This is a genomic window from Mycobacterium saskatchewanense, from assembly GCF_010729105.1.
GTDB lineage: Bacteria > Actinomycetota > Actinomycetes > Mycobacteriales > Mycobacteriaceae > Mycobacterium > Mycobacterium saskatchewanense.
Map to the genome: position 1 here is coordinate 2,804,174 of NZ_AP022573.1, position 23,625 is coordinate 2,827,798.

The following is a 23,625-nucleotide window of genomic DNA, read 5'->3' on the forward strand; positions in this document are numbered from 1 at the left end:
GACCTGTCGGCCGTCAACGAACTCAGCCGGGCGCCGCGGGCGCCGACCGTGCGGTGGCGCGCTCAGCCGGCGGGAATCAGATCGGCGGCCACCGACGGGTACGCCATCAGCCCGCTGCGAAAAGTCTCGACGCTCGCGATCGAGCCGTGCAGCACGGCAGCAGCGCTCAGCGCTTGCCCCTTGAAGATCTGCGCCGCCGTGCTCAGCCGGTGCTGCACAAGGCCAACGCTGCCGTCGAGCTCGGCGGGCCAGGTCTCGCCCCACAGCGTGACCTCGGTGACGCCGTGGTCGAGGGCGTGCAACACTCCCCGCCGGACGCGGGAGTCGCAACCGAAGAGGTCCGCCGCCGCCGCTAGCGCCTGCGGCTTCGGGCGAATTCCCACCGATGCCAGGGCCTCGTCGAGATCGAGCACCCGGGCCCCGAGGATCTGCAGCGGCCGAGAGTCGGTGCGCCCGGAAACGTCGGTGAGCAGCACGGTGACGTCCCATCCCGCCATCGCCCGGTCGAACAGCCAACCGCCGGCGAACCGGACGACGTCGACCACGCCGGAGGCGACGACGTCGAGGCGGTATCTCATGTCGTCGTCGGCGGTGCCGCGAAGTCCCGTGCCACTGTCTCCGCGTACTGGGTAAACACGTCCGTCAGCGGGATCGAAGGGTCGAGCAACCATGTGGTTTCCATTCCGTGGACGAAGGCGAGAATCTCGATTGCCTTGATGGCGGGGTCTATGTCGGTGCGGTAGCGGCCGTCCGCCTGACCGCGGCGGATGAGGTCGGCGACGATTCCCGTCGCCGCCCGGTGCCTGGCCAGCATGCGGTCGTGCAGGGGGGCGTCGGGCAGGATGTTTTCGGCGAGCAGCACGGTGAAGGTGCCGATCAGTTCCGGTGCCCGGGTGAAGCGATCGGCAACCTGGGCGATCTCGCCGATCAGGTCGCCGGAGCGGTCGGCGTGGAGGTCGTCGTCGATGTCGCGCGCGTCGAGCACCGCGTGCAGCAGCTGCTCTTTCGATTCGAAGTGATGCAGCAGACCCGCGGGGGTGACCCCGGCCTCGCCGGCGATCTGGGCGAGCGTGGTATTGCGCCAGCCATTTCGGGCGAGGAGCCGTTGTGCGACCTCGAGGATCCGCTGCTTGCGGTCCTCGCCCTTGGCGAGCAACGTGTCGTACCGCCGCGTATCCGGCACCGGACCCCTTCGTCCCGAGTCAACCAACCTAGTGAACACACAGTAAGTTGGATTCCCGGGTGTGACAAGGGTCTCACTCGCGACGTCTTGTGGTCGGATCAGCTCACGAGCTCGACCAGCGTGGCGTTGGCCGTGCCGCCGCCTTCGCACATCGTCTGCAGCCCGTACCGGATCCCGTGGTCGCGCATGTGGTGCGCCATCCGGGTCATCAGCACCGCGCCGGACGCGCCGAGCGGATGCCCGAGCGCGATGGCCCCACCCAGCGGGTTGACCTTGCGCGGGTCTGCGCCGGTTTCGGCCATCCACGCGAGCGGCACCGGCGCAAACGCCTCATTGACCTCGAAGACCCCGATCTCCGACAGGGCCACACCGGCCTTCTTGAGCACCTTCTCGGTGGCGGGGATGGGACCGGTCAGCATGAGGACCGGGTCGGCGCCGGTGACAGCGCCGGCCCGGTATCGCACGATCGGCGTCAGCCCCAGGTTCACGGCCATCTCCCCCGTGGTCACCAGCAGCGCGGCGGCGCCGTCGGAGATCTGGGACGAATTGCCCGCATGTATCACCCCGCCGTCGACGAACGCCGGCTTGAGGGCGGCGAGCTTTTCAACGCTGGAGCCGCGCCGCACGCCCTCGTCGGCGGCCACGACGGACCCGTCGTCGGTGAAGACCGGGACGATCTGGTCGATGAAGGCGCGGCCGTCCTGGGCGGCGGCGGCCAGCTCGTGGGACCGCACCGAGTACTCGTCCAGCCGGCCGCGCGAAAAACCCCACTTCTTGGCGATCATCTCCGCCGACAGACCCTGATTGAACGAGAAATCGTCATACCGGGCAAGCACTTTCGGGCCGTAGGGCATGCCGGTTGCCCGGGCCGCACCCAGCGGGACGCGGCTCATCACCTCGACGCCGCCGGCCACCACCACGTCTTGCTGCCCCGACATCACCGCCTGGACGGCAAAATCGAGCGCCTGCTGACTGGAGCCGCACGCGCGGTTGACCGTGGTGCCCGGGATGCTCTCCGGCCAGCCGGCGGCCAGGACCGCGTACCGGCCGATGTTGCTGGACTGATCGCCGACCTGCGAAACGCATCCCCAGATGACGTCGTCGACGATCTCCGGATCGAGTCCGGTGCGTTCCAGCACTTCGTTGAGAACGACCGCGGACAGGTCGGCGGCGTGCATGCCCGCAAGGCCGCCGTTTCGCTTTCCGACCGCCGTGCGCACCGCCTCGACGATGACTGTCTCACGCATCCATCTGCTCCGATTCCCGCCGACCTGGATACTGCCCACTGACCAGTAAACGACGGCTCACGTCGCTTCGTGAAGGCGGCCTACGCACAACGGCGAAATCCGCCGCCGGCACAGGTCAGCGCGGCCGCGCCCTGTTCGCCTGGGGCATCAGTAGCTCCTCGGCAGCTTCAGGGCATGGGAGGCCAGGAAGTTGAGGATCATTTCCTGACTGATCGGCGCGATCTTCATCAGCCGCGCCTCACGGAAGTAACGCGCGACGTGATACTCCTCCGCGTACCCCATCCCGCCGTGCGTCTGTAGCGCCCGGTCCGCCGCGGTGAAGCCGGCGTCGGCGCACAGGTACTTGGCTGTATTCGCCTCCCGCCCACAGGGTTTGCCGTTGTCGTACAACCAGGTGGCCTTGCGCAGCATGAGTTCGGCGGCGTCGAGGCGGGCCAGCGAATCCGCCAACGGGAACTGGATGCCCTGGTTCATGCCGATGGGCCGGCCGAACACCTCGCGGTCGACGGCGTACTTGACCGCCTTGTCCAGCGACACTCTGCCTATCCCGAGCGCCTCGGCGGCGATCAACATGCGCTCTGGGTTCAGGCCATCCAAGATGTACTGAAAACCTTTGCCCTCCTCGCCAACTCGGTCCGCGACCGGCACCTCCAGGTTGTCGATGAACAACTCGTTGGAACTGACGGCGTTGCGGCCCATCTTGCGGATGGGACGGATGTCGACGCGCCTGCGGTCGAGGTCGGTGAGGAACAGCGTCATCCCGTCGGTCTTCTTGGCAACCTCTTCGTAGCTTTGGGTCCGCGTCAGCAACAGGATTTTCTCGGATTCCAGGGCTTTGGAGATCCAGACCTTGCGGCCGTTGACGACATACCGGTCGCCGTGCCGTTTGGCGAAGGTGGTGATGCGCGACGTGTCGAGACCGGCGCCGGGCTCGGTGACGCCGAAGCAGACGTGCACCTCACCGGTCGCGACTCGGGGAAGCGTGCGGGCCTTGAGCTCCTCGGATCCGTGTACCACCACCGGTTGCATGCCGAAGATCGAAAGGTGGATCGAACTGGCCGCGTTCATGCCGCCGCCGGACTTCGCGACCTCTTCGAGCAAGACCGTGGCCTCGGTAATCCCGAGCCCGTGGCCCCCGTATTCGGTCGGAATCGTCATGCCCAGCCATCCGCCCTCGGCGATGGCCTGATAGAACTCGGCCGGAAATTCGTGCGCCTGGTCTTTTTCCATCCAGTAGTGGTCGTCGAATTTCCGGGCCAGCTCCGCGACGGACCGGCGGATCAGCTCCTGGTCGTCGGTCAGCTCGAAGTTCATCCCATTGCCGGGCACCGCGGGGTCTCCTTTCAGCGCGAGCAGACGCGAAAGCCCCCGACACGCCGACGAATTGGGCGCTTTTGCGTCTGCTCGCCGGGGCGCTGGCGCTGTCTCAGTCCTTGTTGCCGGTGAGTTCCTTTGCGTTGGCCGCGAAGTCCGCGAACGACGATCCCGACCTGGCGTCCTTGTGGTGACTGAGCGCCCGGATGGAGACATCGTGCCCCTCGGCCGCCTTGCGCAGCGCGCCGACAGTCGCCTGCTCAGGCGTGATGTGCGTGAACGGGTCGAACGAGTACCAGCGCATTGCGTTCTGGTAGGTCATCTTCTTGATCTCGTCGTCCGGCACGTTGTTGACGGAGAGCACGTCCCACAATTCCTCCGGCGCGCCCGGCCACATCGAATCGCTGTGCGGATAGTCCGCCTCCCAGCAGATGTTGTCGATGCCGATCATGTTGCGCAGCGCGACTCCGACCTTGTCGCTGATGAAGCAGGTCAGGAAGTGCTCTCGGAAGACCTCACTGGGCAGCTTGCCGCCGAAGTTCTGATGTGTCCACGTCGAATGCATCTCGTACGTGCGGTCGGCCCGCTCCAGGAAGTACGGGATCCAGCCGGTGCCGCCCTCGGACAGCGCGATCTTGAGGTCGGGGTACTCCTTGATCGGCCGCGACCATAGCAGGTCCGCGGCCGCCTGGACGATGTTCATGGGCTGCAGCGTGATCATCACGTCCATCGGCGCGTCGGGCGCGGTGATCGCCAGCCGGCCCGAGGATCCGATGTGGACGTTCATCACGGTGTTGGTGTCGCACAAGGCTTTCCACAACGGATTCCAGTATTCGTTGTGGAAGCTGGGGTAGCCCATCGCCGCCGGGTTCTCGGTGAACGTCAGCGCGTGCACACCCTTCTTCGCGACCCGACGCACCTCGGCGGCACACGCCTCGGCGTCCCAGATCACCGGTATCGCCATGGGGATGAACCTCGCCGGGTACGCGCCGCACCATTCGTCGATATGCCAGTCGTTGTAGGCCTGCACCAGCGCTATCGAGAAATCGTGATCCTCGGTGGCAAACAGCCGGGCGGCAAAGCCCGGAAAAGACGGGAAGCAGATCGAGGCCAGGATGCCCCCGGCGTTCATGTCCTTGATACGTTCGTCGACGTTGTAGCAGCCCGGCCGGATTTCGTCGAGACCCTGCGGTTCCAGCCCATACTCCTCCTTCGGCCGGCCGGCCACCGCGTTGAGGGCCACGTTGGGGATCACCGTGTCCCGGAACTTCCACATGTCCGAGCCGTCGGAGTTGTGCACCAGCCGGGGCGCGTCGTCGATGTACTTCTTGGACAGGTGGTTCTTGAACATTTCGGGCGGCTCGACGGTGTGGTCGTCAACGCTGATTAGGATCATCTCTTCTTTGTTCATGGCCGGTTACCTCTCAGTCGGTTGCATCGATTCCGTCGAATCCATTGGCTCCCACACAGCCTCCGAACGCCGCGCAGCCCAGATCACCAGTTGAAAACTATCTTCTCGCGAAGTGAGAATCAACATCCAGCGCGGCACGCGGCGGGCTGCCGGACCCGGTGGCGGCTCGGCCCCCTGCCGCGAATACGTCGCCGTTAAGGGAGGACACGCAAAGGAAAAGCCCAGCGCCCGGCGCCCCGTAGACCGGCAGGCGTCATCGTCGCTGGCAGGCCGGCCGCATGCGACCGTCGCCCGTGGGGTACGCCCCGACGGTGGGCCGCCATGCGGGCCAGCCGTTCCGGCGGCCCGTCAGGATTGACCAGCGGTCCAATTCATGCAAATCTGTTAGTCAGAAATGAGAATCTAGTTCTCTCTGTGTGAGAGTATGCGGGCGAGAGGAGACCGGGATGCGCGTGCGGCCGCTGCCCACGGATGAGTGGGACGAGGCTGTCGAGCGGTCGCTGTCCGGCATGCTGCCGCCGGAACGACGCAACCCCCGGGACGCCGGCAACCTCATGTCGACACTGGCGCGACACCCGAAGCTGGCCCGCGCGTTCTTGGGATTCGGCGGATACCTGCTGACCAGCTCTACGCTGCCCGCGCGCGTTCGCGAGCAGATCATCCTGCGGGTCGCTCACCGACGCGGCTGCGCCTACGAATGGACACACCACGTGATGATCGCCCGCCAAGTGGGGCTGTCGGAGTCCGAGATCGCCGACGCGCGATCCGGTGAGTCCAACGACGAGTTCACGCGCGCGATCTTCGCCGCGGTCGACGAGCTCGACGAAAAGTCCAACATGTCGGATCAGACGTGGACCGTCCTGGGCGGGCGGCTCGACGAGCGGCAGCGGATGGACCTGGTCTTCACCATCGCCGGCTACACCGCGCTGGCGATGGCGCTCAACACATTTGGCGTCGAGGTCGAGCGCGACCACAAAGGAGAGTAGGAACGTGCCCCACTTCACGAAGCCGGCGGAGGGCAGCTGGACGCAGCATTACCCCGAGTTGGGCACCGCGCCGGTCGATTACACCGATTCGATCGATCCAAAGCACTTCGAGGCAGAGCGCGAGGCGATCTTCAAGCGGACCTGGCTCAACGTCGGCCGGGTCGAGCGCCTTCCCCGCGCCGGTAGCTACTTCACCAAGGAGCTGCCGTCGGCAGGCCCCGGGATGTCGGTGATCATCGTCAAGACCAAGGACGGCTCGGTCAAGGCGTTCCACAACGTCTGCCGCCACCGCGGCAACAAACTGGTGTGGAACGACTTCCCGCACCAGGAAACCTCCGGCACCTGCCGCCAGTTCACCTGCAAATACCACGCGTGGCGGTACAGCCTCGACGGCGACCTCACCTTCGTCCAGCAGGAGGACGAGTTCTTCGACCTCGACAAGGACCAGTACGGCCTGGTGCCGGTGCGCTGCGAGGAATGGGAGGGGTTTATCTTCATCAACTTCGACCAGACCGCGAAACCGCTGGCCGACTACCTCGGGCCGATGGCCAAGGGCCTCGAGGGCTACCCCTTCCACGAGATGACCGAGGTGTACTCGTACCGGGCGGAGGTCGGCAGCAACTGGAAGCTGTTCATCGACGCCTTCGTCGAGTTCTACCACGCCCCGGTGCTGCATCAGGGTCAGTACACCAAGGAAGAAGCCGCCAAGATTCAGAAGTACGGCTTCGAGGCGCTGCACTACGAGATCGCCAGCCCGCACTCGATGATTTCGACCTGGGGAGGCCAGTCCCCGCCCGCGGACCTGAACATGGTCAAGCCCATGGACCGGGTGCTGCGCAGCGGGCTGTTCGGCCCGTGGGACCGGCCCGACATCGAGGGCCTGGATGAGCTGCCACCGGGGGTCAACCCGGCGAGAGCGAAGCAGTGGGGCATCGATTCCTTCGTGTTCTTCCCCAATTTCATGCTGCTGCTGTGGGCTCCGGGCTGGTTCCTGACCTACCACTATTGGCCAACGGCGGTCGACAGGCACATCTTTGAGTGCAGCCTTTACTTCGTGCCACCGAAAAGTGCGCGGGAACGGCTGGCCCAGGAGTTAGCTGCCGTGACATTCAAGGAATATGCCCTGCAGGACGCCAACACCCTCGAAGCGACCCAGACCATGATCGGCACCAAGGTCGTCACGGACTTCCCGTTGTGCGATCAGGAGATCCTGCTCCGCAATCTGCACAAGGTGGCGGGCGACTACGTGAAGGAGTACCAGCACAATGGCCACCACGTCGCTGCCCGCTGAATTCGCCGACCTGGAGCCCTATTTGGACTGGGACCTCGCCACCGAGCCGGAGCGCTACGCCAAGCGGCTGGCCTCGACCATGGCCGAGATGCAGCAGTTCTACGATGTCGCGTTTCCCCGCCTGAACGACGCGATCGCCTACTGTGACCAGTACCCACTCGACGATCTGCCCGAGGACGCGAGGACACTCATGCACATCATGCAGTCGCTGATCATGGTGTCGTTTCCGATCGAGGCGTGGAAGCAGCCACGCGTCCCGGACAGCGGCGCGGCCTGGGTGGAGCTGATTCGGGAACCGGTGATCTGAACGGTGCTGACGCTCAAGGCCGCCGGACTCCTCGACGTCGACGCCGGTGAGATACTGCGGCCCGGCGTCGTGCGTGTCGAGGGTGACCGCATCGTCGGTGTCGGCGGCGAGGTCGAGGGCGACCTGATCGATCTCGGCGACCAAGTCCTGCTGCCCGGGCTGATGGACATGGAGGTCAACCTCCTGATGGGCGGGCGCGGCGAGAAGCCGGGTCTGTCTCAGGTCCAGGACGACCCCCCGACGCGGGTACTGCGCGCGGTCGGCAACGCCCGCCGCACCCTGCGCGCGGGGTTCACCACGGTGCGCAACCTCGGCCTGTTCGTCAAGACCGGCGGTTACCTGCTCGACGTCGCGCTCGGCAACGCCATCGACGCCGGCTGGATCGACGGGCCGCGCATCGTGCCCGCCGGGCACGCCATCACGCCGACCGGTGGGCACCTGGACCCGACGATGTTCGCCGCCTTCGCCCCGCACGTGCTGGACCTGACGGTCGAGGAGGGCATCGCCAACGGCGTCGACGAGATTCGCAAGGCGGTGCGCTACCAGATCAAGCACGGCGCCGAGCTGATCAAGGTGTGCTGCTCGGGTGGGGTGATGTCGTTGACGGGACCTCCTGGTGCACAGCACTATTCGGATGAGGAGCTGCGTGCGGTCGTCGACGAGGCGCACCGGCGCGGACTGCGCGTGGCCGCGCACACGCACGGCGCCGACGCCGTCAGGCACGCCGTCACCGCCGGCATCGACTGCATCGAACACGGCTTCCTGATCGACGACGGCGCGATCGCCATGATGGTCCAGCACGGCACCTTCCTGGTGAGCACCCGCCGGCTGGCCGACGGCGACGCGATGGACGTCTCGCACGCACCCCCGGCTCTGCAGGCCAAGGCCGCCGAGATGTTCCCCAGGGCGCGCACCTCGATACTGGCCGCCCATCGCGCCGGCGTGAAGATCGCCGTGGGGACCGACGCGCCGGCAATTCCGCACGGTCGTAACGCCGACGAACTCGTCACGCTGGTCGATTGGGGCCTGCCGCCGCTAGCTGTGCTGCGCGCGGCCACCGTGACCGCCGCCGAACTCATCAACTGCACCGACCGGGGCCGGCTGGCCCCGGATCAGCTCGCCGACATCGTCGCGGTACCGGGAAACCCGTTGGACGACATCACGGTTACCCAGCGGGTGAGCTTCGTGATGAAAGGCGGCAAGGTTTATGCCAACCAGAACTGAGGACCTGGTCGAGATCCAACAATTGCTCGCCCGCTACGCGGTGACCATCACCCAGGAAGACATCGACGGCCTGGTCGGCGTCTTCACGCCGGACGGGACCTACAGCGCCTTCGGTGAAACCTACAGCCTCAACAGGTTTCCCGAGTTGGTCGCCGCGGCGCCGAAAGGCCTGTTTCTCACCGGGACCGCCGCCATCGACCTCGACGGCGATGCGGCCATTGGAACCCAGCCGCTGTGCTTCATCGACCATGCCACGCACGACATGCGGATCGGCTACTACCGCGACACCTACTCACGCACCCCCGACGGGTGGCGACTGAAGACCCGTGCCATGACCTTCATTCGCCGCAGCGGCGTGCACGACTCCGGCCGACCCCACGCCATCGGGCGGCCCGCCGGCGACTCGTGAATGTCGAGGCGTTCCGGAGCGGTCTGCGGGCGTGGCTCAACGAAAACGATCTGACACCCGGCCCCGACCACTCGCTGCCGGGCCAGATGCGGCAACTGGCCCGCGTGCACCGCGCCCTCTACGACGCCGACTGGATGCGGTACGGCTGGCCGGTCGAAGTGGGCGGCCTGGGTGGGCCCGGGGTCCTGCGGGCGATCGTTGGCGAAGAGGTGGTGGGCCGCCGCCTGGCCGAGCCCGGTCCCTACTCGATGCTCGAAGTCCTCGCTCCCACCATGATCGACTACGCGCCGGCCGAACTCGCGGCCGAGATGGTGCCGCGCCTGCTCAGCGGCCGCGAGCAGTGGTGCCAGGGCTTTTCCGAACCGGGCGCGGGCAGCGACCTGGCCTCGCTGACCACCCGCGCCGTTCCCCACGGGGAGGACTGGATCGTCACCGGGCAGAAGGTGTGGACCAGCTTTGCGCAGTTCGCCACTCGCTGCATCCTGCTCACGCGCACTGGCGGTGCCCATGACGGCCATGACGGAATCACCGCATTCTTCGTCGACCTGGACACGCCCGGCATCACGGTCCGGCCGCTGCGCACCATGCACGGCGTCGACGAGTTCTGCGAGGTCTACTACGACGACGTGGTGATTCCGTCCACCCGGATGCTGGGGCAACCGGGAGACGGCTGGCGGCTGGCGATGGACCTGCTGCCCTACGAGCGCTCCACCTGCTTCTGGCAGCGGATCGCCTACCTGTACTCGCGGTTCGACGCACTCATCGCCGAGGCGGATGACCACGACGAGTCCGCGCTCGGGGCAACGTATTTGGCACTGCACACGCTGCGTTGCCGGTCCCGCGGAACGCAACACCGGCTACGCGACGGGGCGCGCCTCGGTCCGGAAACGTCCATCGACAAGGTCTTGCTGGCCACCGCCGAGCAACGGCTCTACGACACCGTCCGCGACCTGCTCCCCGGCACGCTCGAGCTCGAGGAGACGCGGTGGCGCTCGGAATACCTGTATTCCCGGGCCGCGACCATCTACGGAGGCACCGCCGAGATCCAGCGCAACATCATCGCCCGCCGGCTGCTCGATCTCGGCAAGGAATGACATGGATGCCGATTCGCTGCACCTGCTGTCCGACTCGCTTCGCACGACGATGACCACGGCGTCCGGTGCAGGGCTCGCCGCCGCGCTGAACGATCTGGGCTGGCGCGACATGCTCGAGGAGGTTCCGGAATGGGCGATTCCGTTGGTGTTTCGGCTGCTCGGTGAGACCGGCGCGCACGCTCCCCTCCTCAATGACGTCGTGCTGCGTGCGGCCGGAGCCACCACCGGGGGCACTCGGCCGCTACCGTTCACCGGTGGGTCTTGGGTGCTGTGGGCACACGGCGACGTCGCGGGCTCGTCGCTGGACGGTGACCTGCCGATACATGCTGTGCCACAGGGAGAGCCGTTGCCCACCGCCGCCCTGGCGGCCGGTCGGCGCGCGCTGGGCTGGTGGCTGGTCGGCGCCAGCCGGGCCATGCTGTCGCTAGCGCGTCAGCATGCCGTGGACCGGGTTCAGTTCGGGCGGCGCATCGGCTCATTCCAGGCGGTTCGACACCGGCTGGCCGAAACGCTCGTCGCCATCGAGGGCGCCGAAGCCACCTTGGAGGTGGCCGGTGCCGAGCCGGACGATGGCCTGGCTTCGCTGCTGGCAAAGGCAGCCGCCGGCCAGGCGGCGCTGACGGCCGCGCGGCACTGCCAGCAGGTGCTGGGCGGCATCGGCTTCACCGCCGAGCATCGACTGCACCGCCATGTCAAGCGGTCGCTGGTCTTGGACGGCCTGCTGGGTAGCACCCGCGACTTGACGCGTGAGGCGGGAAGAACGTTGCACGTCAAGGGTTTCGCGCCGCGGGTCGCGCAATTGTGAGGTCCCTTCCGTGGCTGTGCCACCGCGTGGCAGCGGACCGACATTTGGCCCACCCGCTGTGACGCCCGCGTCCACGTAGACTCGTCTCGCCACCGAGAGGACAGGACGAGATGACTGACCCCGACGCGCCGCAGAACCAGTTCGGTGTCGCTTCCCTGATCCTGGCCCTCGTCGCACTCATGACGTGCTGGCTGTTGCTCGGAGTGCCCCTGGGCGTCGCGGCCGTGGTGACCGGCGACCTCGCCCGCAGGCGCGTAAAGCGTGGCGAGGCAAACAACCCCCGAATCGCCTTGGCGGGCATGATATTGGGCGGTGTCGCGATTGTCGCGGGGGTCATCGCCATCGGTATCTACTCCTGGCTGGACTCCCGCTAGTTCCGCGGCAGGCCGAGCACCCGCTCGGCGATGATGTTCCGCTGGATCTCCGATGTGCCCCCTGCGATGGTCGCCGCGAAGGTGCGCGCATACCGGTCGAACCAGCTGCGGTAGTGGCTGTCGAGGTTCAACGGCGCGAAGGGGGCGGTGACCGCGCGGTGCACGAGCCCGTCGGCTCCCGCCGCGTCCAGCGCGTCCTCCGACGCGCGCTGCAAGGCCTCCGAACCCAACAGCTTCAGCACCGACTGGGCCGGTATGTCCTCCTCCCCGCGCGCGGCCCGCGCCAGCGCCGCCGAGCCCAGCAGCCGCAGCGCGTACGCGTCCATCACCAGGGCCGCATGGCGATCGCGTTCCAGCGGCCCCGACGGGGTGAAATCCATTGTGAGCTCGCGCAGCAGGTCGACGTACCCCGTCCACAGCATGATGCGCTCGTGGCCCAGCGAACCGGTCGCGACCCGCCAGCCCCCGTTGAGCTCGCCCACCAGGTTCCCGGTCGGCACTCGGGCGTCGGTGAAGAACACCTCGTTGAAGTCACACTCGTCGTCGTCACACATCGAGGCGAACGGCCGGCGCATCACTCCAGGTGTGTCGGTGGGGATCAGCAACGCGCTGATGCCCTTGTGTTTGGGCGCCGTCGGGTCGGTGCGCACGAAGGTCAACAGCACATCGGCGTCATGGGCTCCGGACGTCCACACCTTTTGTCCGTTGACCACGAAGTGATCACCGTCGAGCACCGCCCGGGTCTTCAGCGACGCCAGATCCGAGCCCGCGCCGGGCTCGCTCATTCCCAGGGACGCGGTCATTTCCGCGCGCAGGATGGGGACCGCCCATCGCCGCTTCTGTTCCGGCGTACCGAACGTCAACAACGATGCCGCAATGATTCCCACGCCCTGCGGGTTGAAGCTCTGATAGATGCGCCGACGCCCAAGTTCTTCCATGTACACGTACTGCTGCAGCAGCGTGGCGTTGCGCCCACCGAATTCCGGTGGGTTGGCGGGCACCAGCCATCCGCCGTCGAACAGCTGACGCTGCCAACGACGAGCCCAGTCCGGCACGTGCGAACTCGACCGGGGCCTATCGACCGCCCCGGCCTCGGTGGGTAGGTGAGCGTCGAGGAACGCCACGAATTCAGCGCGGAACGCCTCCACGTCGTCGTCGAACGTCAGCTGCACGGCGGTCCCCCAATCGGCAGCGCCGGCGGGAGGCTGACGGAAACGGGTTTCCACCCTCGGCGCGATTCGCTCTTTAGGATTTTGCTTCCATACACGTGTCTAAGAGAATAGTCTTCTCTTGCGAGGAAAGTTACAATCTCCGGCACATCATCCGTGAGGGGGTCGAGCGCAGCGATGTCACGGCGTTCTCCGGTAGAGTCCAACCATGTTCTCCCTGCGCGGCAATCAAGCGAGCCGGCCGTGACAAGCCCTAGCGAAGAACCGGCCTGGAAGCAGCGCGCCGTGGAACGGTCGATCAAGACCGCGAAACTGCGTGCAGCACAACGGGTTCAGCGCTTTCTCGACGCGGCGCAGGCCATCATCATCGAAAAGGGCAGCACGGACTTTACCGTACAAGAGGTCGTGGACCGCTCCCGCCAGTCGCTGCGTAGCTTCTACCTGCAGTTCGACGGAAAGCACGAGCTGTTGCTGGCGCTTTTCGAGGACGCCCTGAGCCGTTCGGCCGACCAGATCCGCGCCGCGACGGAAGGCCACGAGGATCCGCTGGAGCGGCTCAAGGTGGCCGTCGAGCTGCTCTACGAAGCTTCGCGACCGGATCCCACCGCCAAACGGCCGCTGTTCACGGACTTCGCGCCGAGGTTGCTGGTCACGCACCCAGCCGAGGTCAAGGTGGCCCACGCTCCGCTGCTGACGTTGCTGACCGAACTCATGGAGGCGGCCGGCGACGCGGGTGCGCTGCGGGCCGGCGTCAACCCGAAGCGGATGGCGGCGATGACTATGCAGACCGTCATGTTCATCGCCCAGTCCAGCGGCGGCTCCGACGACGCGACGGTCCATCCCATCACAGCGGACGAAGTGTGGGACTTCTGCTCACGCGGATTCGTCGGCTAGCCACCAAGCCCGGTCGGGACCGAGCGCTTACGGCCGTCATCGGGATAATCTGCTTCTCGTAATGAGAGAACAATGCATGGCAGAAACGGATTCGGCGTTGACACTCGACGGTCGGTGATGACAGAGTTCAGGGGCGGCATATTCGCGCCCGGAGCCGAATGCGGTTCTCCGCTGGACTGTTGCCGTTGAGGCCGAGGCCAGAATCGAGGTAGCCATGACAGGACGAGTTGCGGGCAAGGTCGCTTTCGTCACCGGGGCGGCGAGGGGCCAGGGGCGCAGTCACGCGGTGCGTCTCGCACAGGAAGGCGCCGACATCATCGCCGTCGACGTGTGCAAACCGATCGTGCAGAACACCACCATCCCGGCGTCGACGCCCGAGGACCTGGCCGAGACCGCCGATCTGGTCAAGGGCCACAACCGCAGGGTTTTCACCGCCGAGGTCGACGTGCGCGATTACGACACGCTGAAAGCCGCGGTGGATTCCGGCGTGGAGCAGTTGGGCCGGCTCGACGTCATCGTGGCCAACGCCGGAATCGGCAACGGCGGGGACACCCTGGACAAGTGCAGCGAACACGACTGGCAGGAGATGATCGACGTCAACCTGTCGGGTGTCTGGAAGACGGTGAAAGCCGGTGCGCCTCACCTGATTTCCGGCGGCAGAGGCGGATCGATCGTATTGACCAGCTCAGTGGGCGGGTTGAAGGCCTACCCGCACTGCGGCAACTACGTCGCGGCCAAACACGGCGTGGTGGGGCTGATGCGTTCTTTCGCAGTCGAGTTGGGCCAGCACATGATTCGCGTCAACTCCGTGCACCCCACCCACGTGAGCACCGCGATGATCATGAACGAAGGGACCTGGAAGTTGTTCCGCCCCGACCTCGAGAACCCGGGTCCCGACGACATGGCCCCGATTTGTCAGATGTTCCACACGCTGCCCGTTCCTTGGGTGGAGGCCGAGGACGTCAGCAACGCCGTGTTGTTCCTGGCCTCCGATGAGTCGCGGTATGTCACCGGCGTGACCCTCCCGGTCGATGCGGGTAGCTGCCTGAAATAGGGTCCGTCTCATGGACGGATTCGAAGGCCGCGCTGCGGTGATCACCGGCGGCGCGAGTGGCATCGGTTTGGCGACCGCGAGCGAGTTCGCCCGCCGCGGGGCCAGGGTCGTGTTGGCCGACGTCGACAGGCCCTCGCTGGAACGGGCGGTGGCCCATCTGGGCGCCCAGGGCTTCGACGCGCACGGCGTCATGTGCGACGTCCGCCACCTCGCCGAGATGCGCCACCTCGCGGACGAGGCGTTCCGCCTTCTCGGCCGCATCGACGTCGTGTTCAGCAATGCCGGCATAGTCGTGGCCGGTCCGCTCGCGCAGATGACACACGACGATTGGAAGTGGGTGATCGACATCGACCTATGGGGTTCCATCCACGCCGTCGAGGCGTTCGTGCCAAGGTTGCTCGCCCAGGGCACCGGCGGCCACATCGCCTTCACCGCGTCCTTCGCCGGGCTGGTGCCCAATGCCGGTCTCGGGGCGTACGGCGTCGCGAAGTACGGCGTCGTCGGCTTGGCCGAAACGCTTGCCCGCGAGCTCAAATCGGACGGGATCGGGGTTTCGGTGCTGTGCCCGATGGTCGTCGAAACGAAGCTGGTGTCCAACTCGGAACGGATCCGCGGCGCCGATTACGGGCTGGCGTCGTCGCCGGAGGGTGCATCGGGCGATTTGCAGACTCAGGACGAAAGCGTCGGTGTCGAGGACGTGGCCCGGCTGACAGCCGATGCCATTCTGGCCAACCGCCTCTACGTCCTGCCGCATGAAGCGGCGCGGGCCTCGGTACAGCGCAGATTCGAGCGGATTGACCGCACCTTCGACGAGCAGGCCGCCCAGGGGTGGGACCGCTAGCCGGAAACCCGGGGTGAACCTCCCATCGCACCGCCTCGTTCCTGTCGGTGGGCGCGTCGCACGGATGCCCCGGAAGGTGTCAGGCACTCAATGGATTCCGAGTCCGCGAACAGTGAGGTGCTGCACCGCATCGCGGCCGGCACCGCCCGAGACGCGTTCGAGGTGTTCGGCCCCAGCGTCGAGTTCGTGACGTGGTGCGATGACGAGCATGGTCAGTTCTGCGTCATGCGCGGGGTCCTGCCCCCCGGCGTCACCGTGCCGCTGCACAGCCACCCGGACGCCGAGGACTTCCTCATCCTCTCCGGTGCGCAGCAGGTGCTGATCCAGACGGATGCCGGGCTGCGGTGGTGCGACGCCCACGCGGGAGACTATGTGCGGGTCCCGGGCGGTGCACTACACGCACATCGCAACGTATCCGATGAGCCCGCCGTCGACCTCGTGGTGACCACGATCCGCATGGGCGAGTTCTTCAAAGCGGTCGGGCTGCCGACGACGGGCGAGCCTGTGCCGGTGACGGCCGAGCGACTCGGCACTTTCCTGGCCGCCACGCGGAAGTACGGTTACACGCTCGCCACCCCGGAGGAGAACGCGGCGGCCGGCATCGACCTGCCTGCGTTTTCGGGTTGACGGCGCGCGGCGGGTCAGGGGGGCCCGAGCCGGTAGTCACCGGTGTGCGGATCGTGATACCAGCCTCCGGCGGCGTGAGTGCCGCCATCGACGTGCAAGGTCTGGCCGGTCAGGTAGGCCGACATGTCGGACGCCAGAAACACAGCGGCGCCGGCGATCTCGTCGACGTGACCGGGACGCCCCAACGGCACGACATTGCCGATCCCGGCCAGCGCCGCGTCGCCGCCGAGCTGCGCCAGCCCCTCGGTGAGCGTGATGTCGGGCGCTATCGCGTTGACCCGGATCCCGTGCGGCGCCAGCTCCAGCGCCGCGGTCTTCGTGTAGTTGATGACACCCGCTTTCGCGGCGGCGTACGCCGCATAGCCGGGGGCGGCCCGGACGCCTTCGATCGACGTCAGCGAGATGACGCTGCCGGGAAGCCCCGACGCCACCAACTGTCGCGCGACTCGCTGGGTGCACAGCAGCACGTGCCGCAGGTTTGCCCGATACAGGGCGTCCCAACCGTTTTCAGTGGTGTCGAGCAACGGCGACGCGAACACCCCGCCGGCGTTGTTCACCAGGATGGTGGCCGGACCAAGTTCGGCGGTGGTGCGCCGCAGCGCGTCGTCGACCTGGGCGCTGTCCCGGACGTCGGTCACAAGCCCGAGCGCGCCGATAGATTCCGCGGCCTCTGCACAGCTCCGCGGGTCGCGCTCCCAAATGGCGACCCGCGCACCGAAAGCGGCCATGCCGGCGGCGATCCCCCGGCCGATACCCGAGCCGGCACCGGTCACGATCGCGACGCGACCTGTCAGCAGGATGTCGGACGGGTCAATCGCCACAGCTGCCTCGTTTCACTTGCCCGGCGGTGCGCAACCCTCGATCAGGGCCGCCAGGCGGGGCTCGAGGTCAGCACCTCCGGGCCGTCGGCGGTGATCAGAACCGCCTCCCGGCCGAAGACGGCTCCGACCCCCGGTTCCCACACGTAGCCGGTCACGGCCAGCACCATCCCCGCCTCCAGCCGCTCCTCGGCCGCCGAGTGCGGCAGGTGCGGGGAGACAACAGGCGGGTCGAAGCCCATGCCCAGCCCCCGGGCCACCGGCATGGGTGGAGGCGGTTCCCCCGCAGCCTCGTAGGCGGCCAGCAGTTCGCTCGCCCGCACACCCGGCCGGCAGGCGGCCAACAGGCCGGCGAAGAGGCCGTCCCACCGCCGATAGAGAGCGCCGCAGCCGCGGACCCTGCCGACGGGCCACGTCCGGCCGACCTCACCCGTGTACCCGCCGGCCAGTGCCCCGGCCGAGAAGGCCACCAGGTCACCGTCGTTCACGCGGCCGTCGGTGCCGGCCCGGCGCCACGGATGGTCCCGCGAAGTCACCCACGCGACGTCCTGGTTCGACGGGGTGCTCACCCCACCGGCGGCCATAGCCTCGAGCATGGCGCCGGCAAGCGTCCCTTCGCGCACCCCCGGATGCAATCCGGCCACGGCGGCGGCCAAGCCCGCCTCGGCCACCGCGACCGCATCCCGGAGTGCCACCACCTCCTCGGCCGTCTTGATGCGCCGGGCGGCGCGCATGGCGAGTTCGCCGTCGACCAGTTGGGCGTTGGGGAAAGCCGTCGGCAACAGCTTCGCGAACGCCGGTGAGAGCGCGTCGGTCCCGACCCGGCGGGCGGTCGCCGCGCCGTCGATGCGCTTCAATACCGCCATAGTGTTCACCGGATTCCACGAAATGCCGTACAGGTGCTCGTGCGGGATGTCGTCGGGCACCCCCTCGTCCCAGGTGCTCAACAGGTGGACGGCCCCGGTGGCGCGCACCAGCACGCAGCTCGGGCCGAACGGCCGGGTCCCGGCCACCCACAGCTGTGGCGTTCCGGTGACATAACGGACGTTGGCCTGACGACCGAGCACGAGGACGTCGAGGTCGTGTGCCGCCATCTGGACCAGCGCACGCTGCCTGCGCCCCGACCGCAACGCGCGATCGTCAGGGCAAACGTCAACCGACATCGGAGCCATACGGGTCATACGGGTAGTCGGTCAACTTGATCCAGCCCTCCTCGGTGATCACCACGACCTCTTCACTGCGGTAGCCGCCGGTGCCGTCCTCCCAGATCACTGGTTCGAGCACCAGCACCATGCCCGGCTTCAGGACGAAGTCGTCGTCGAACTGTTGCCCCAAATCCGTTCCGATCATTGGCATTTCGGCCGCATTCACGCCGATCCCGTGCCCGAGGTAGAAGTGGGGCAGCCAGGGCTTGCTACCGCCGTTGGCCGCGGTCGCAGCCCTGCCGAGGTCGCCGGCGGTGGCACCGGCCCGTGCCACCCCCAGGACCGCCGTCATGACCTCGAACCACCGGTGAAACTGCGCCCGCTGCCGCGGCGAGGGCGTCCGACCCACGAGCCAGGTGCGCCCGAAGTCGGAGCAGTAGCCGCGGTAGGTGATGCTGACGTCGGTCCACAGCACATCGCCCTCCGCGAGCGCGCGCTCCGTGGTCAGCAACGGCAGTGCCAGGTCGCCGTGCGTGGTCCACACGCCCTCGGCCTTGCTGGGCGGCATCACCTGCCAGATCGGCTCGAGCATGCTGGCGGTGGCGCCCAGTTCGAACGCCCGCCGCAAGAAGCTTGCCGACAGGTCGATCTGGCGGACGCCCGGGGCCAGGGCCTTGTGCACGTCGACCATCGCCTCGTCGGTGATCCGGATGGCGGTGCGGATGCAGGCCAGTTCGTCCGGGGTCTTGACGACCTTGGCCGCCCCGACGATGGCGGTCGCGTCCGCGGGAGCGCCGCCCGGAAACAGCGTCGCCGTCGCGCGTGACATGGCACCGGTGCACTCGTCGACCGCCACCACCGCCCCGCGCGGTATCAGCTCGGCCAAACGACGGGCGAATATGCTCACGCCTTCGTCGAATTCGAGGTAGACCGGGCCGTGCAGGTGATCGCTGGGCAGCTCCGACTCCTGCGCCGCGCCCTCCCGGAACGGCAGGAACAGGTGCGGCGACTCGTCATCGGCCAGGACCACCGCCACCGGGCGCTCGACGTAGGACAGGCCGGCGTCCCCGAGGGGCCAGCTGGTGCCCGTGGCGTAGACCACCGCGTTGTTGCCGAGCAGGATCATCGCGTCGACACCGCGTTCGGCCATCGCTAAGCGCAGGCGCGCACCGGTCTCACGACGCATGCGGACCGGATCCGGCACGTCCGGAATGGTCAAGCCGGCATCGGACGCCGCCGGCGCGAGCGTTGCCACTACAGCCCCAGGAACTCGGTCACGTTGCCGCTGACGATCTTCGCCGCGTTCGCGGGCCCGACCGCGGCGACGACCGCGGCGAGGGATTTCTCCGAATAGCCGTAGGTGCTTTCGTTATGCGGGTAGTCGCTCGACCACATGACCTTGTCCACGCCGATCCTGTCGATCAGTTGCAGGCCAAGCGGGTCGACCATGAACGACGCGCTCATGTGGTTGTCCCAGTAGTACCGGACGTCGTGTTCCAACGGCCGGTTGAACATGTGCTGGTACGACGCCACCAGGTGCTCGGCGTCCTGCAGCGCCCACGGAACCCACGCGATACCGCCTTCGAACCAACCGATTCGCAAGCGCGGGTGCTCGTCGAGGATGCCGCCGAAGATGTACTTGGAGAATGCCTCCCGGAAACCGTCGATGTTGATCATCATCCCGACGACAACGCTGTTGAATTCGCAGGGACTCTTCGGCGGTGTCTCGCCAATGTGGTGGGTGACGGGAAGGCCGGAGGCCTCGATCTCGTCCCACACGGCGCTCATGGATCGGCACGAATAGTCGATCGGGTTGCCGTCATCGTCCTTGCCGGGGTTGAGCGGCATCAGGAACGTCTTCAGCCCCAACGACTTCAGCTCGTCCAGCGTTCGGCGGGTGCCCGCGGGGTCCCACCAGTTGATCAGGCCCGCGCCGTAGAAGTGGCCGCCCGATTGCTCTTGGAGTTCGGCGATGTATTCGTTGTAGATTCGGAATGCTAGTTCGCGGAGCCTCTTGTCCGGGTAGTGGAAGAGGGCGAGGATCGCGTTCGGAAAGGCGAGTTCCTTGTCGACGCCGTCTTCTCTCAGCTCCTCGATCCGGGCCACGATGTTGGTGCTGGCGGCCCCGGGTAGGTCGTCGTACTGCATCAACACCGCGCTGAAGTCGCCCGGCAGGAACGACTGGCCTTTGCGACCGATCTGGTAGGCGCCGTCCTCGTACCAGATCCGCGGCGCCTTGTCCTTGAGGTCGTCGGGGAACCGTTGGTAGAAGATGTCGTCCGCCAGGGAGATGTGGTTGTCGGCGGAGAACACCACGGTCCCCTCCGGCAATCCCACCTCCACCTCCGCAGCGTGTCCACGCCGATTCTTCGGTGCGCCAAGCCCTCCGGGCGGGTAGAGCGAAACGGCGCCTGTTTGAGTCGTCATCATTGACCCTCCAATCGAATCGGCAGTTTTCGAGATCGGCCCTACCAGGTGACCGGCAGTTCGTAGACGCCGTAGGCGAGGCGGTCGTGTTTGAACGGCACCTCTTCGAACGGGATGCCGAGCGCCAGCGTGGGGATGCGGCGAAACAGCGTGCGGTAGACGATCTGCAGCTCCGCGCGGGCCAGCTGCTGGCCGACGCACTGATGCCGGCCGTAACCGAAGGCGACGTTTCGCTCGGCGCCGGATCGGTGCAGGTACAGCCGGTCCGGCTCGGGGAACGCGTGGGGATCCCAGTTCGCCGGCGCGAGGTCGATGATGATGCCGTCACCCGCGCGGATGACCTCGCCGGCGATGTGAATGTCTTCCAGGGCAACCCGGCGCTGACCGTTCTGGATGATGCTGAGGTAGCGCAGCAACTCCTCGACCGCGCTGGCGACGACCTTGGGATCTTCGGCGTCGCGGAGCACGGCCAGCTGGTCAGGATTGTGCAGCAGGGCAAGCACACCGATCCCGATCATGTTCGCGGTTGTCTCGTGGCCGGCGATCAACAGCCCGGTGCCCAGCTGCGCAGCTTCCTTTACGCTCAGTTCCCCCGCCTTGACCCGCTCGGCGAGATCGGAGACCGCGTCCTCGGCGGGGTTCTCCATTTTGGCTTCAACCAACTGAGCGAGGTACTTGTTGAGACTCGTCGCGCCTTTGACCGTGTCGTCACCCGTCGCATACCGGGCGAGCCCGACGTTGGCGTGGTGCTGGAACATGGCGGCGTCCTCGTAGGGCACCCCGAGTAATTGGCTGATCACCAGCGACGGGACCGGCAGCGCGACGGCGGCGACGAGGTCCGCGGGCCGCGGTCCGGCCAGCATCGCATCGATGTGCTCGTCGGTGATCTGCTGGATGAATGCGCGCAGACCTTCGACCCGCTTGAACGTGAAGGGTTTGGACAGCATCCGCCGAAAACGGGTGTGCTCTTCCCCGTCGGCGGTGAAGACTGACCGTGGGCGCTTATGCACCGTGGCCAGCATGCCCGCGTTCCAGTGCGGGAATCCGGGCACCCGATCATCGACGCTCACCCGGGAATCCGAAAACAGCTCGCGCACTTGCTCGTAGCCGGTGATGAGCCAGGGTGTGCTGCCGTCCCAGATCCGGACGCGTGACAACGGCGAGGCCGCGGCCAACGCCATCACGTCCGGCGGCGGGGCGAACGGACAGCTCGCCAGCCGGGGCATCGGATAGTCCGGGATCTCCGGGTCGCTGGCCGAAATCCCAGTGCTGGTCAGTGCTTCGGGCATTTCATTCCTCGATGTGGATGGCCAGGGCGGGGCAGGCAGCCGCCGCTCGGCGGACGCCATCGGCCTGCTCGGGGGACGGACTCGGATTGAGCAGCACGACGACACCGTCGTCGTCCCGCTGGTCGAACAGCTCGGGCGCATTCATGACGCAATTCCCGGACGATGCGCACACGTCCTGGTCCACAGTCACTTTCATCTGTCGACCCTCACTCGTACGGTGTGACCGGCGCCAACCACAAGCCCACGACCGCGTCGATCAGGCCGGAGGCGGCGGCACGCCAGGAACGGTGGGCCGGGGAAGCGCCTGAGGCGAGGGCGCGTTCGCGATCGGCGCAGGTGTGCATCAGCAGATTGCGGGCCATGATGTTGCGTTCGAAGTGCACTTCGGGCGGCAGGTCGGGTAGGCAGCGGTTGATGCCCTCGACGACCTGAACCAGCGACGGCGAGCTGAGGGCGCCTTTGACGATGATGTTGTAGTAGGCCGGGTCGGTCATTGCCTGCGCCGCGAATCGCGCGTACCAAGTCGGGTTGCCCAACTCCTCCAGGTGCTCGGTCAGCGGGCGCACGAGACAGGCCACCCAGTCGCGCAATTGGGCGACTTGATCTTTCGCGGCGCCGGCGGCGCACAAGTCGGCCACCATCCGCTCGCGAAGCCGCTCGACGGGGCCCCGGTGCTTCTCCTCGATGGCGCGCACCAGGTCGGCCTTCGTGCCGAAGTGGTAGCCCACGGCGGCGTTGTTGCCCTGCCCGGCCGCCTCGCTCACCTGCCGGTTGGATACGGCGAACATGCCGTGCTCCGCGTAGAGCCGCTCGGCGGCCACGAGGATCGCCTCCTGGGTCGAGCTGGCCCGATCCGTGCGAACGGTTCTGCCGGCGGTGGTCACCCGGCCAGTCAACCGCGCGTCCCGCATTAAGTCAAGCGCTTGATTTAATCTTGGCCGGCCCGCCGAGGTCCTGCGGCCGCCAATGCATGACAAAGGTCCCTCGCCACCGACGAGGCCAATCGGTCAGGATGGTGGTGACCTGGCGGCATCATCATGGTGTCCGGGTGATGAATACCGGTAGGGGAGAAGCATGTTGTCAGCCGGGCAAGTGTCGGCAATCGAGGAGACCGCCTGGTTCCGAACGAAGTTGGCACCGAATTTGCTGGTCGATCGCGACCTGCGCATTCGTGCGGTCAACCCCGCCTACGAGCAGGTGACGGCGCACCCGCGCGATGCCCTGATCGGGCGGCTGCTGTTCGACGCGTTTCCGGACAACCCGGCCGATCCTCACGCTGACGGGGTCGCCAAGGCGTCGGCGTCGATGGAATCGGTTTTCCGTCGCGGAGCCCGGCACTGGATGGGCGTGCAGCGCTACGACATCCCCGATCGGCAGACCCCTGGCGAGTTCGTCTATCGGGTCTGGACCCCGGTGAACTCCCCGATCCACGACGACGGAAAGACCGTCGCCGTGCTGCACCAGGTCCAGGACGTCACACGCGTGGTCCCGCAGCCGCCCGCTTCCGCGTCCGCCAAGCTGGCCCAGCTGCGGGCCGCCGCCGAAGTGCTCGGCCGCCAGTTCCCCGAGCTGCCCGGCGAGGCCGTGCTGAGCGTGCTGACCCATTCGCACAGCGTGGTCGAGGAACGGTCCGGGGCACCGGACTTCGAACAGGTGGTGGCGCTGGCCCGCCTGCGGCTGGAAAGCCGCGCCGGTCATCCCGCGAACGAGGTCTGA

General features: G+C 67.0%; 26 protein-coding genes. 13 read left to right on the forward strand and 13 right to left on the reverse strand.

The annotated features are described in order from the left end of the window. Positions 1-62: 62 nt before the first annotated feature. From G6N56_RS13000 to G6N56_RS13020, 5 genes are all read right to left on the reverse strand, one after another. Positions 63-578: a hypothetical protein gene (locus G6N56_RS13000; protein WP_085255824.1), complete on the reverse strand. Its 516-nt coding sequence runs from the start codon at positions 576-578 to the stop codon at positions 63-65. Beyond that, positions 575-1,183: a TetR/AcrR family transcriptional regulator gene (locus tag G6N56_RS13005; RefSeq protein ID WP_085255823.1), complete on the reverse strand. Its 609-nt coding sequence runs from the start codon at positions 1,181-1,183 to the stop codon at positions 575-577. Before G6N56_RS13005 ends, G6N56_RS13000 begins: the two co-directional genes overlap by 4 nt. 98 nt (positions 1,184-1,281) lie before the next feature. Continuing rightward, positions 1,282-2,430, reverse strand: coding sequence for a thiolase family protein (locus G6N56_RS13010; RefSeq protein ID WP_085255822.1), 1,149 nt, complete (start codon positions 2,428-2,430; stop codon positions 1,282-1,284). Positions 2,431-2,577: 147 nt separating this feature from the next. Continuing rightward, entirely contained in the window at positions 2,578-3,744 is a 1,167-nt protein-coding gene (locus G6N56_RS13015; RefSeq protein WP_085255821.1) for an acyl-CoA dehydrogenase family protein, read from the reverse strand. 112 nt (positions 3,745-3,856) lie between these two features. Then, entirely contained in the window at positions 3,857-5,155 is a 1,299-nt protein-coding gene (locus tag G6N56_RS13020; RefSeq protein ID WP_085255820.1) for an amidohydrolase family protein, read from the reverse strand. A gap of 446 nt (positions 5,156-5,601) precedes the next feature. Here G6N56_RS13020 and G6N56_RS13025 point away from each other — a divergent pair, with 446 nt between their 5' ends. From G6N56_RS13025 to G6N56_RS13060, 8 genes are all read left to right on the forward strand, one after another. Further along, positions 5,602-6,141 (forward strand): carboxymuconolactone decarboxylase family protein, encoded by a 540-nt coding sequence (locus G6N56_RS13025; RefSeq protein WP_085255819.1) that lies wholly within the window; start codon positions 5,602-5,604, stop codon positions 6,139-6,141. Positions 6,142-6,145: 4 nt separating this feature from the next. After that, positions 6,146-7,432: an aromatic ring-hydroxylating oxygenase subunit alpha gene (locus G6N56_RS13030; protein ID WP_085255818.1), complete on the forward strand. Its 1,287-nt coding sequence runs from the start codon at positions 6,146-6,148 to the stop codon at positions 7,430-7,432. Continuing rightward, on the forward strand, positions 7,407-7,739 hold the full coding sequence (locus G6N56_RS13035) for a hypothetical protein (RefSeq protein ID WP_085255817.1): 333 nt from the start codon (positions 7,407-7,409) through the stop codon (positions 7,737-7,739). The genes G6N56_RS13030 and G6N56_RS13035 overlap by 26 nt, the downstream gene beginning before the upstream one ends. A 3-nt stretch (positions 7,740-7,742) precedes the next feature. Next, the gene (locus G6N56_RS13040; protein ID WP_085255816.1) at positions 7,743-8,963 is read left to right on the forward strand and encodes a metal-dependent hydrolase family protein; all 1,221 of its coding nucleotides are present in this window, start codon (positions 7,743-7,745) and stop codon (positions 8,961-8,963) included. Then, positions 8,947-9,372, forward strand: coding sequence for a nuclear transport factor 2 family protein (locus G6N56_RS13045; RefSeq protein WP_085255815.1), 426 nt, complete (start codon positions 8,947-8,949; stop codon positions 9,370-9,372). Before G6N56_RS13040 ends, G6N56_RS13045 begins: the two co-directional genes overlap by 17 nt. Further along, entirely contained in the window at positions 9,369-10,466 is a 1,098-nt protein-coding gene (locus tag G6N56_RS13050; RefSeq protein ID WP_085255814.1) for an acyl-CoA dehydrogenase family protein, read from the forward strand. Before G6N56_RS13045 ends, G6N56_RS13050 begins: the two co-directional genes overlap by 4 nt. Position 10,467: 1 nt before the next feature. After that, entirely contained in the window at positions 10,468-11,271 is an 804-nt protein-coding gene (locus G6N56_RS13055) for an acyl-CoA dehydrogenase family protein (protein ID WP_085255813.1), read from the forward strand. Between the two features lie 110 nt (positions 11,272-11,381). Next, positions 11,382-11,645, forward strand: a complete 264-nt coding sequence (locus G6N56_RS13060; protein WP_085255812.1) for a DUF4190 domain-containing protein — start codon at positions 11,382-11,384, stop codon at positions 11,643-11,645. Here G6N56_RS13060 and G6N56_RS13065 read toward each other — a convergent pair. Next, on the reverse strand, positions 11,642-12,817 hold the full coding sequence (locus tag G6N56_RS13065) for an acyl-CoA dehydrogenase family protein (protein WP_085255811.1): 1,176 nt from the start codon (positions 12,815-12,817) through the stop codon (positions 11,642-11,644). The genes G6N56_RS13060 and G6N56_RS13065 overlap by 4 nt on opposite strands. 240 nt (positions 12,818-13,057) lie before the next feature. On the opposite strand from G6N56_RS13065, the gene G6N56_RS13070 reads away from it, so the two are divergent. The 4 genes from G6N56_RS13070 to G6N56_RS13085 all read left to right on the forward strand — a co-directional run bounded on the left by G6N56_RS13070 (position 13,058) and on the right by G6N56_RS13085 (position 16,230). Then, on the forward strand, positions 13,058-13,708 hold the full coding sequence (locus G6N56_RS13070; RefSeq protein ID WP_085255810.1) for a TetR/AcrR family transcriptional regulator: 651 nt from the start codon (positions 13,058-13,060) through the stop codon (positions 13,706-13,708). 214 nt (positions 13,709-13,922) lie between these two features. Beyond that, positions 13,923-14,762, forward strand: a complete 840-nt coding sequence (locus G6N56_RS13075; protein ID WP_085255809.1) for a mycofactocin-coupled SDR family oxidoreductase — start codon at positions 13,923-13,925, stop codon at positions 14,760-14,762. Positions 14,763-14,772: 10 nt separating this feature from the next. Continuing rightward, complete coding sequence (locus G6N56_RS13080) at positions 14,773-15,603, forward strand: SDR family NAD(P)-dependent oxidoreductase (protein ID WP_085255808.1); 831 nt, start codon at positions 14,773-14,775, stop codon at positions 15,601-15,603. 90 nt (positions 15,604-15,693) lie between these two features. Continuing rightward, on the forward strand, positions 15,694-16,230 hold the full coding sequence (locus G6N56_RS13085; RefSeq protein ID WP_085255807.1) for a cupin domain-containing protein: 537 nt from the start codon (positions 15,694-15,696) through the stop codon (positions 16,228-16,230). A gap of 14 nt (positions 16,231-16,244) precedes the next feature. Here the strand turns inward: G6N56_RS13085 and G6N56_RS13090 are convergent, their stop codons facing one another. From G6N56_RS13090 to G6N56_RS13120, 7 genes are all read right to left on the reverse strand, one after another. Further along, on the reverse strand, positions 16,245-17,051 hold the full coding sequence (locus G6N56_RS13090) for an SDR family NAD(P)-dependent oxidoreductase (protein ID WP_085255806.1): 807 nt from the start codon (positions 17,049-17,051) through the stop codon (positions 16,245-16,247). Positions 17,052-17,092: 41 nt separating this feature from the next. Next, positions 17,093-18,211, reverse strand: coding sequence for a M24 family metallopeptidase (locus G6N56_RS13095; protein ID WP_085255805.1), 1,119 nt, complete (start codon positions 18,209-18,211; stop codon positions 17,093-17,095). Next, positions 18,201-19,379 carry a M24 family metallopeptidase gene (locus G6N56_RS13100; RefSeq protein ID WP_085255903.1) on the reverse strand — a complete coding sequence of 393 codons (1,179 nt, stop codon included), beginning with the start codon at positions 19,377-19,379 and terminating at the stop codon, positions 18,201-18,203. Before G6N56_RS13100 ends, G6N56_RS13095 begins: the two co-directional genes overlap by 11 nt. Before the next feature lie 68 nt (positions 19,380-19,447). Continuing rightward, entirely contained in the window at positions 19,448-20,509 is a 1,062-nt protein-coding gene (locus tag G6N56_RS13105; protein ID WP_180150565.1) for an amidohydrolase family protein, read from the reverse strand. 152 nt (positions 20,510-20,661) lie between these two features. After that, complete coding sequence (locus tag G6N56_RS13110; RefSeq protein ID WP_085255804.1) at positions 20,662-21,909, reverse strand: cytochrome P450; 1,248 nt, start codon at positions 21,907-21,909, stop codon at positions 20,662-20,664. A gap of 1 nt (position 21,910) precedes the next feature. Then, positions 21,911-22,105, reverse strand: coding sequence for a ferredoxin (locus G6N56_RS13115; protein WP_085255803.1), 195 nt, complete (start codon positions 22,103-22,105; stop codon positions 21,911-21,913). A gap of 10 nt (positions 22,106-22,115) precedes the next feature. After that, positions 22,116-22,793 (reverse strand): TetR/AcrR family transcriptional regulator, encoded by a 678-nt coding sequence (locus G6N56_RS13120; RefSeq protein WP_085255802.1) that lies wholly within the window; start codon positions 22,791-22,793, stop codon positions 22,116-22,118. Between the two features lie 190 nt (positions 22,794-22,983). On the opposite strand from G6N56_RS13120, the gene G6N56_RS13125 reads away from it, so the two are divergent. After that, positions 22,984-23,625, forward strand: coding sequence for a PAS domain-containing protein (locus tag G6N56_RS13125; RefSeq protein WP_085255801.1), 642 nt, complete (start codon positions 22,984-22,986; stop codon positions 23,623-23,625).

Excerpts from the sequence above, each read along its gene's own strand:
- G6N56_RS13015 (WP_085255821.1), bottom strand. The coding sequence starts at position 3,744 with ATGAACTTCGAGCTGACCGACGACCAGGAGCTGATCCGCCGGTCCGTC.
- G6N56_RS13075 (WP_085255809.1), top strand. The coding sequence starts at position 13,923 with ATGACAGGACGAGTTGCGGGCAAGGTCGCTTTCGTCACCGGGGCGGCG.
- G6N56_RS13020 (WP_085255820.1), bottom strand. The coding sequence starts at position 5,155 with ATGAACAAAGAAGAGATGATCCTAATCAGCGTTGACGACCACACCGTC.
- G6N56_RS13085 (WP_085255807.1), top strand. The coding sequence starts at position 15,694 with ATGGATTCCGAGTCCGCGAACAGTGAGGTGCTGCACCGCATCGCGGCC.
- G6N56_RS13060 (WP_085255812.1), top strand. The coding sequence starts at position 11,382 with ATGACTGACCCCGACGCGCCGCAGAACCAGTTCGGTGTCGCTTCCCTG.
- G6N56_RS13110 (WP_085255804.1), bottom strand. The coding sequence starts at position 21,909 with ATGCCCGAAGCACTGACCAGCACTGGGATTTCGGCCAGCGACCCGGAG.
- G6N56_RS13080 (WP_085255808.1), top strand. The coding sequence starts at position 14,773 with ATGGACGGATTCGAAGGCCGCGCTGCGGTGATCACCGGCGGCGCGAGT.
- G6N56_RS13000 (WP_085255824.1), bottom strand. The coding sequence starts at position 578 with ATGAGATACCGCCTCGACGTCGTCGCCTCCGGCGTGGTCGACGTCGTC.
- G6N56_RS13095 (WP_085255805.1), bottom strand. The coding sequence starts at position 18,211 with ATGTCGGTTGACGTTTGCCCTGACGATCGCGCGTTGCGGTCGGGGCGC.
- G6N56_RS13055 (WP_085255813.1), top strand. The coding sequence starts at position 10,468 with ATGGATGCCGATTCGCTGCACCTGCTGTCCGACTCGCTTCGCACGACG.
- G6N56_RS13010 (WP_085255822.1), bottom strand. The coding sequence starts at position 2,430 with ATGCGTGAGACAGTCATCGTCGAGGCGGTGCGCACGGCGGTCGGAAAG.
- G6N56_RS13125 (WP_085255801.1), top strand. The coding sequence starts at position 22,984 with ATGTTGTCAGCCGGGCAAGTGTCGGCAATCGAGGAGACCGCCTGGTTC.
- G6N56_RS13035 (WP_085255817.1), top strand. The coding sequence starts at position 7,407 with ATGGCCACCACGTCGCTGCCCGCTGAATTCGCCGACCTGGAGCCCTAT.
- G6N56_RS13025 (WP_085255819.1), top strand. The coding sequence starts at position 5,602 with ATGCGCGTGCGGCCGCTGCCCACGGATGAGTGGGACGAGGCTGTCGAG.
- G6N56_RS13115 (WP_085255803.1), bottom strand. The coding sequence starts at position 22,105 with ATGAAAGTGACTGTGGACCAGGACGTGTGCGCATCGTCCGGGAATTGC.
- G6N56_RS13045 (WP_085255815.1), top strand. The coding sequence starts at position 8,947 with ATGCCAACCAGAACTGAGGACCTGGTCGAGATCCAACAATTGCTCGCC.
- G6N56_RS13100 (WP_085255903.1), bottom strand. The coding sequence starts at position 19,379 with ATGCGTCGTGAGACCGGTGCGCGCCTGCGCTTAGCGATGGCCGAACGC.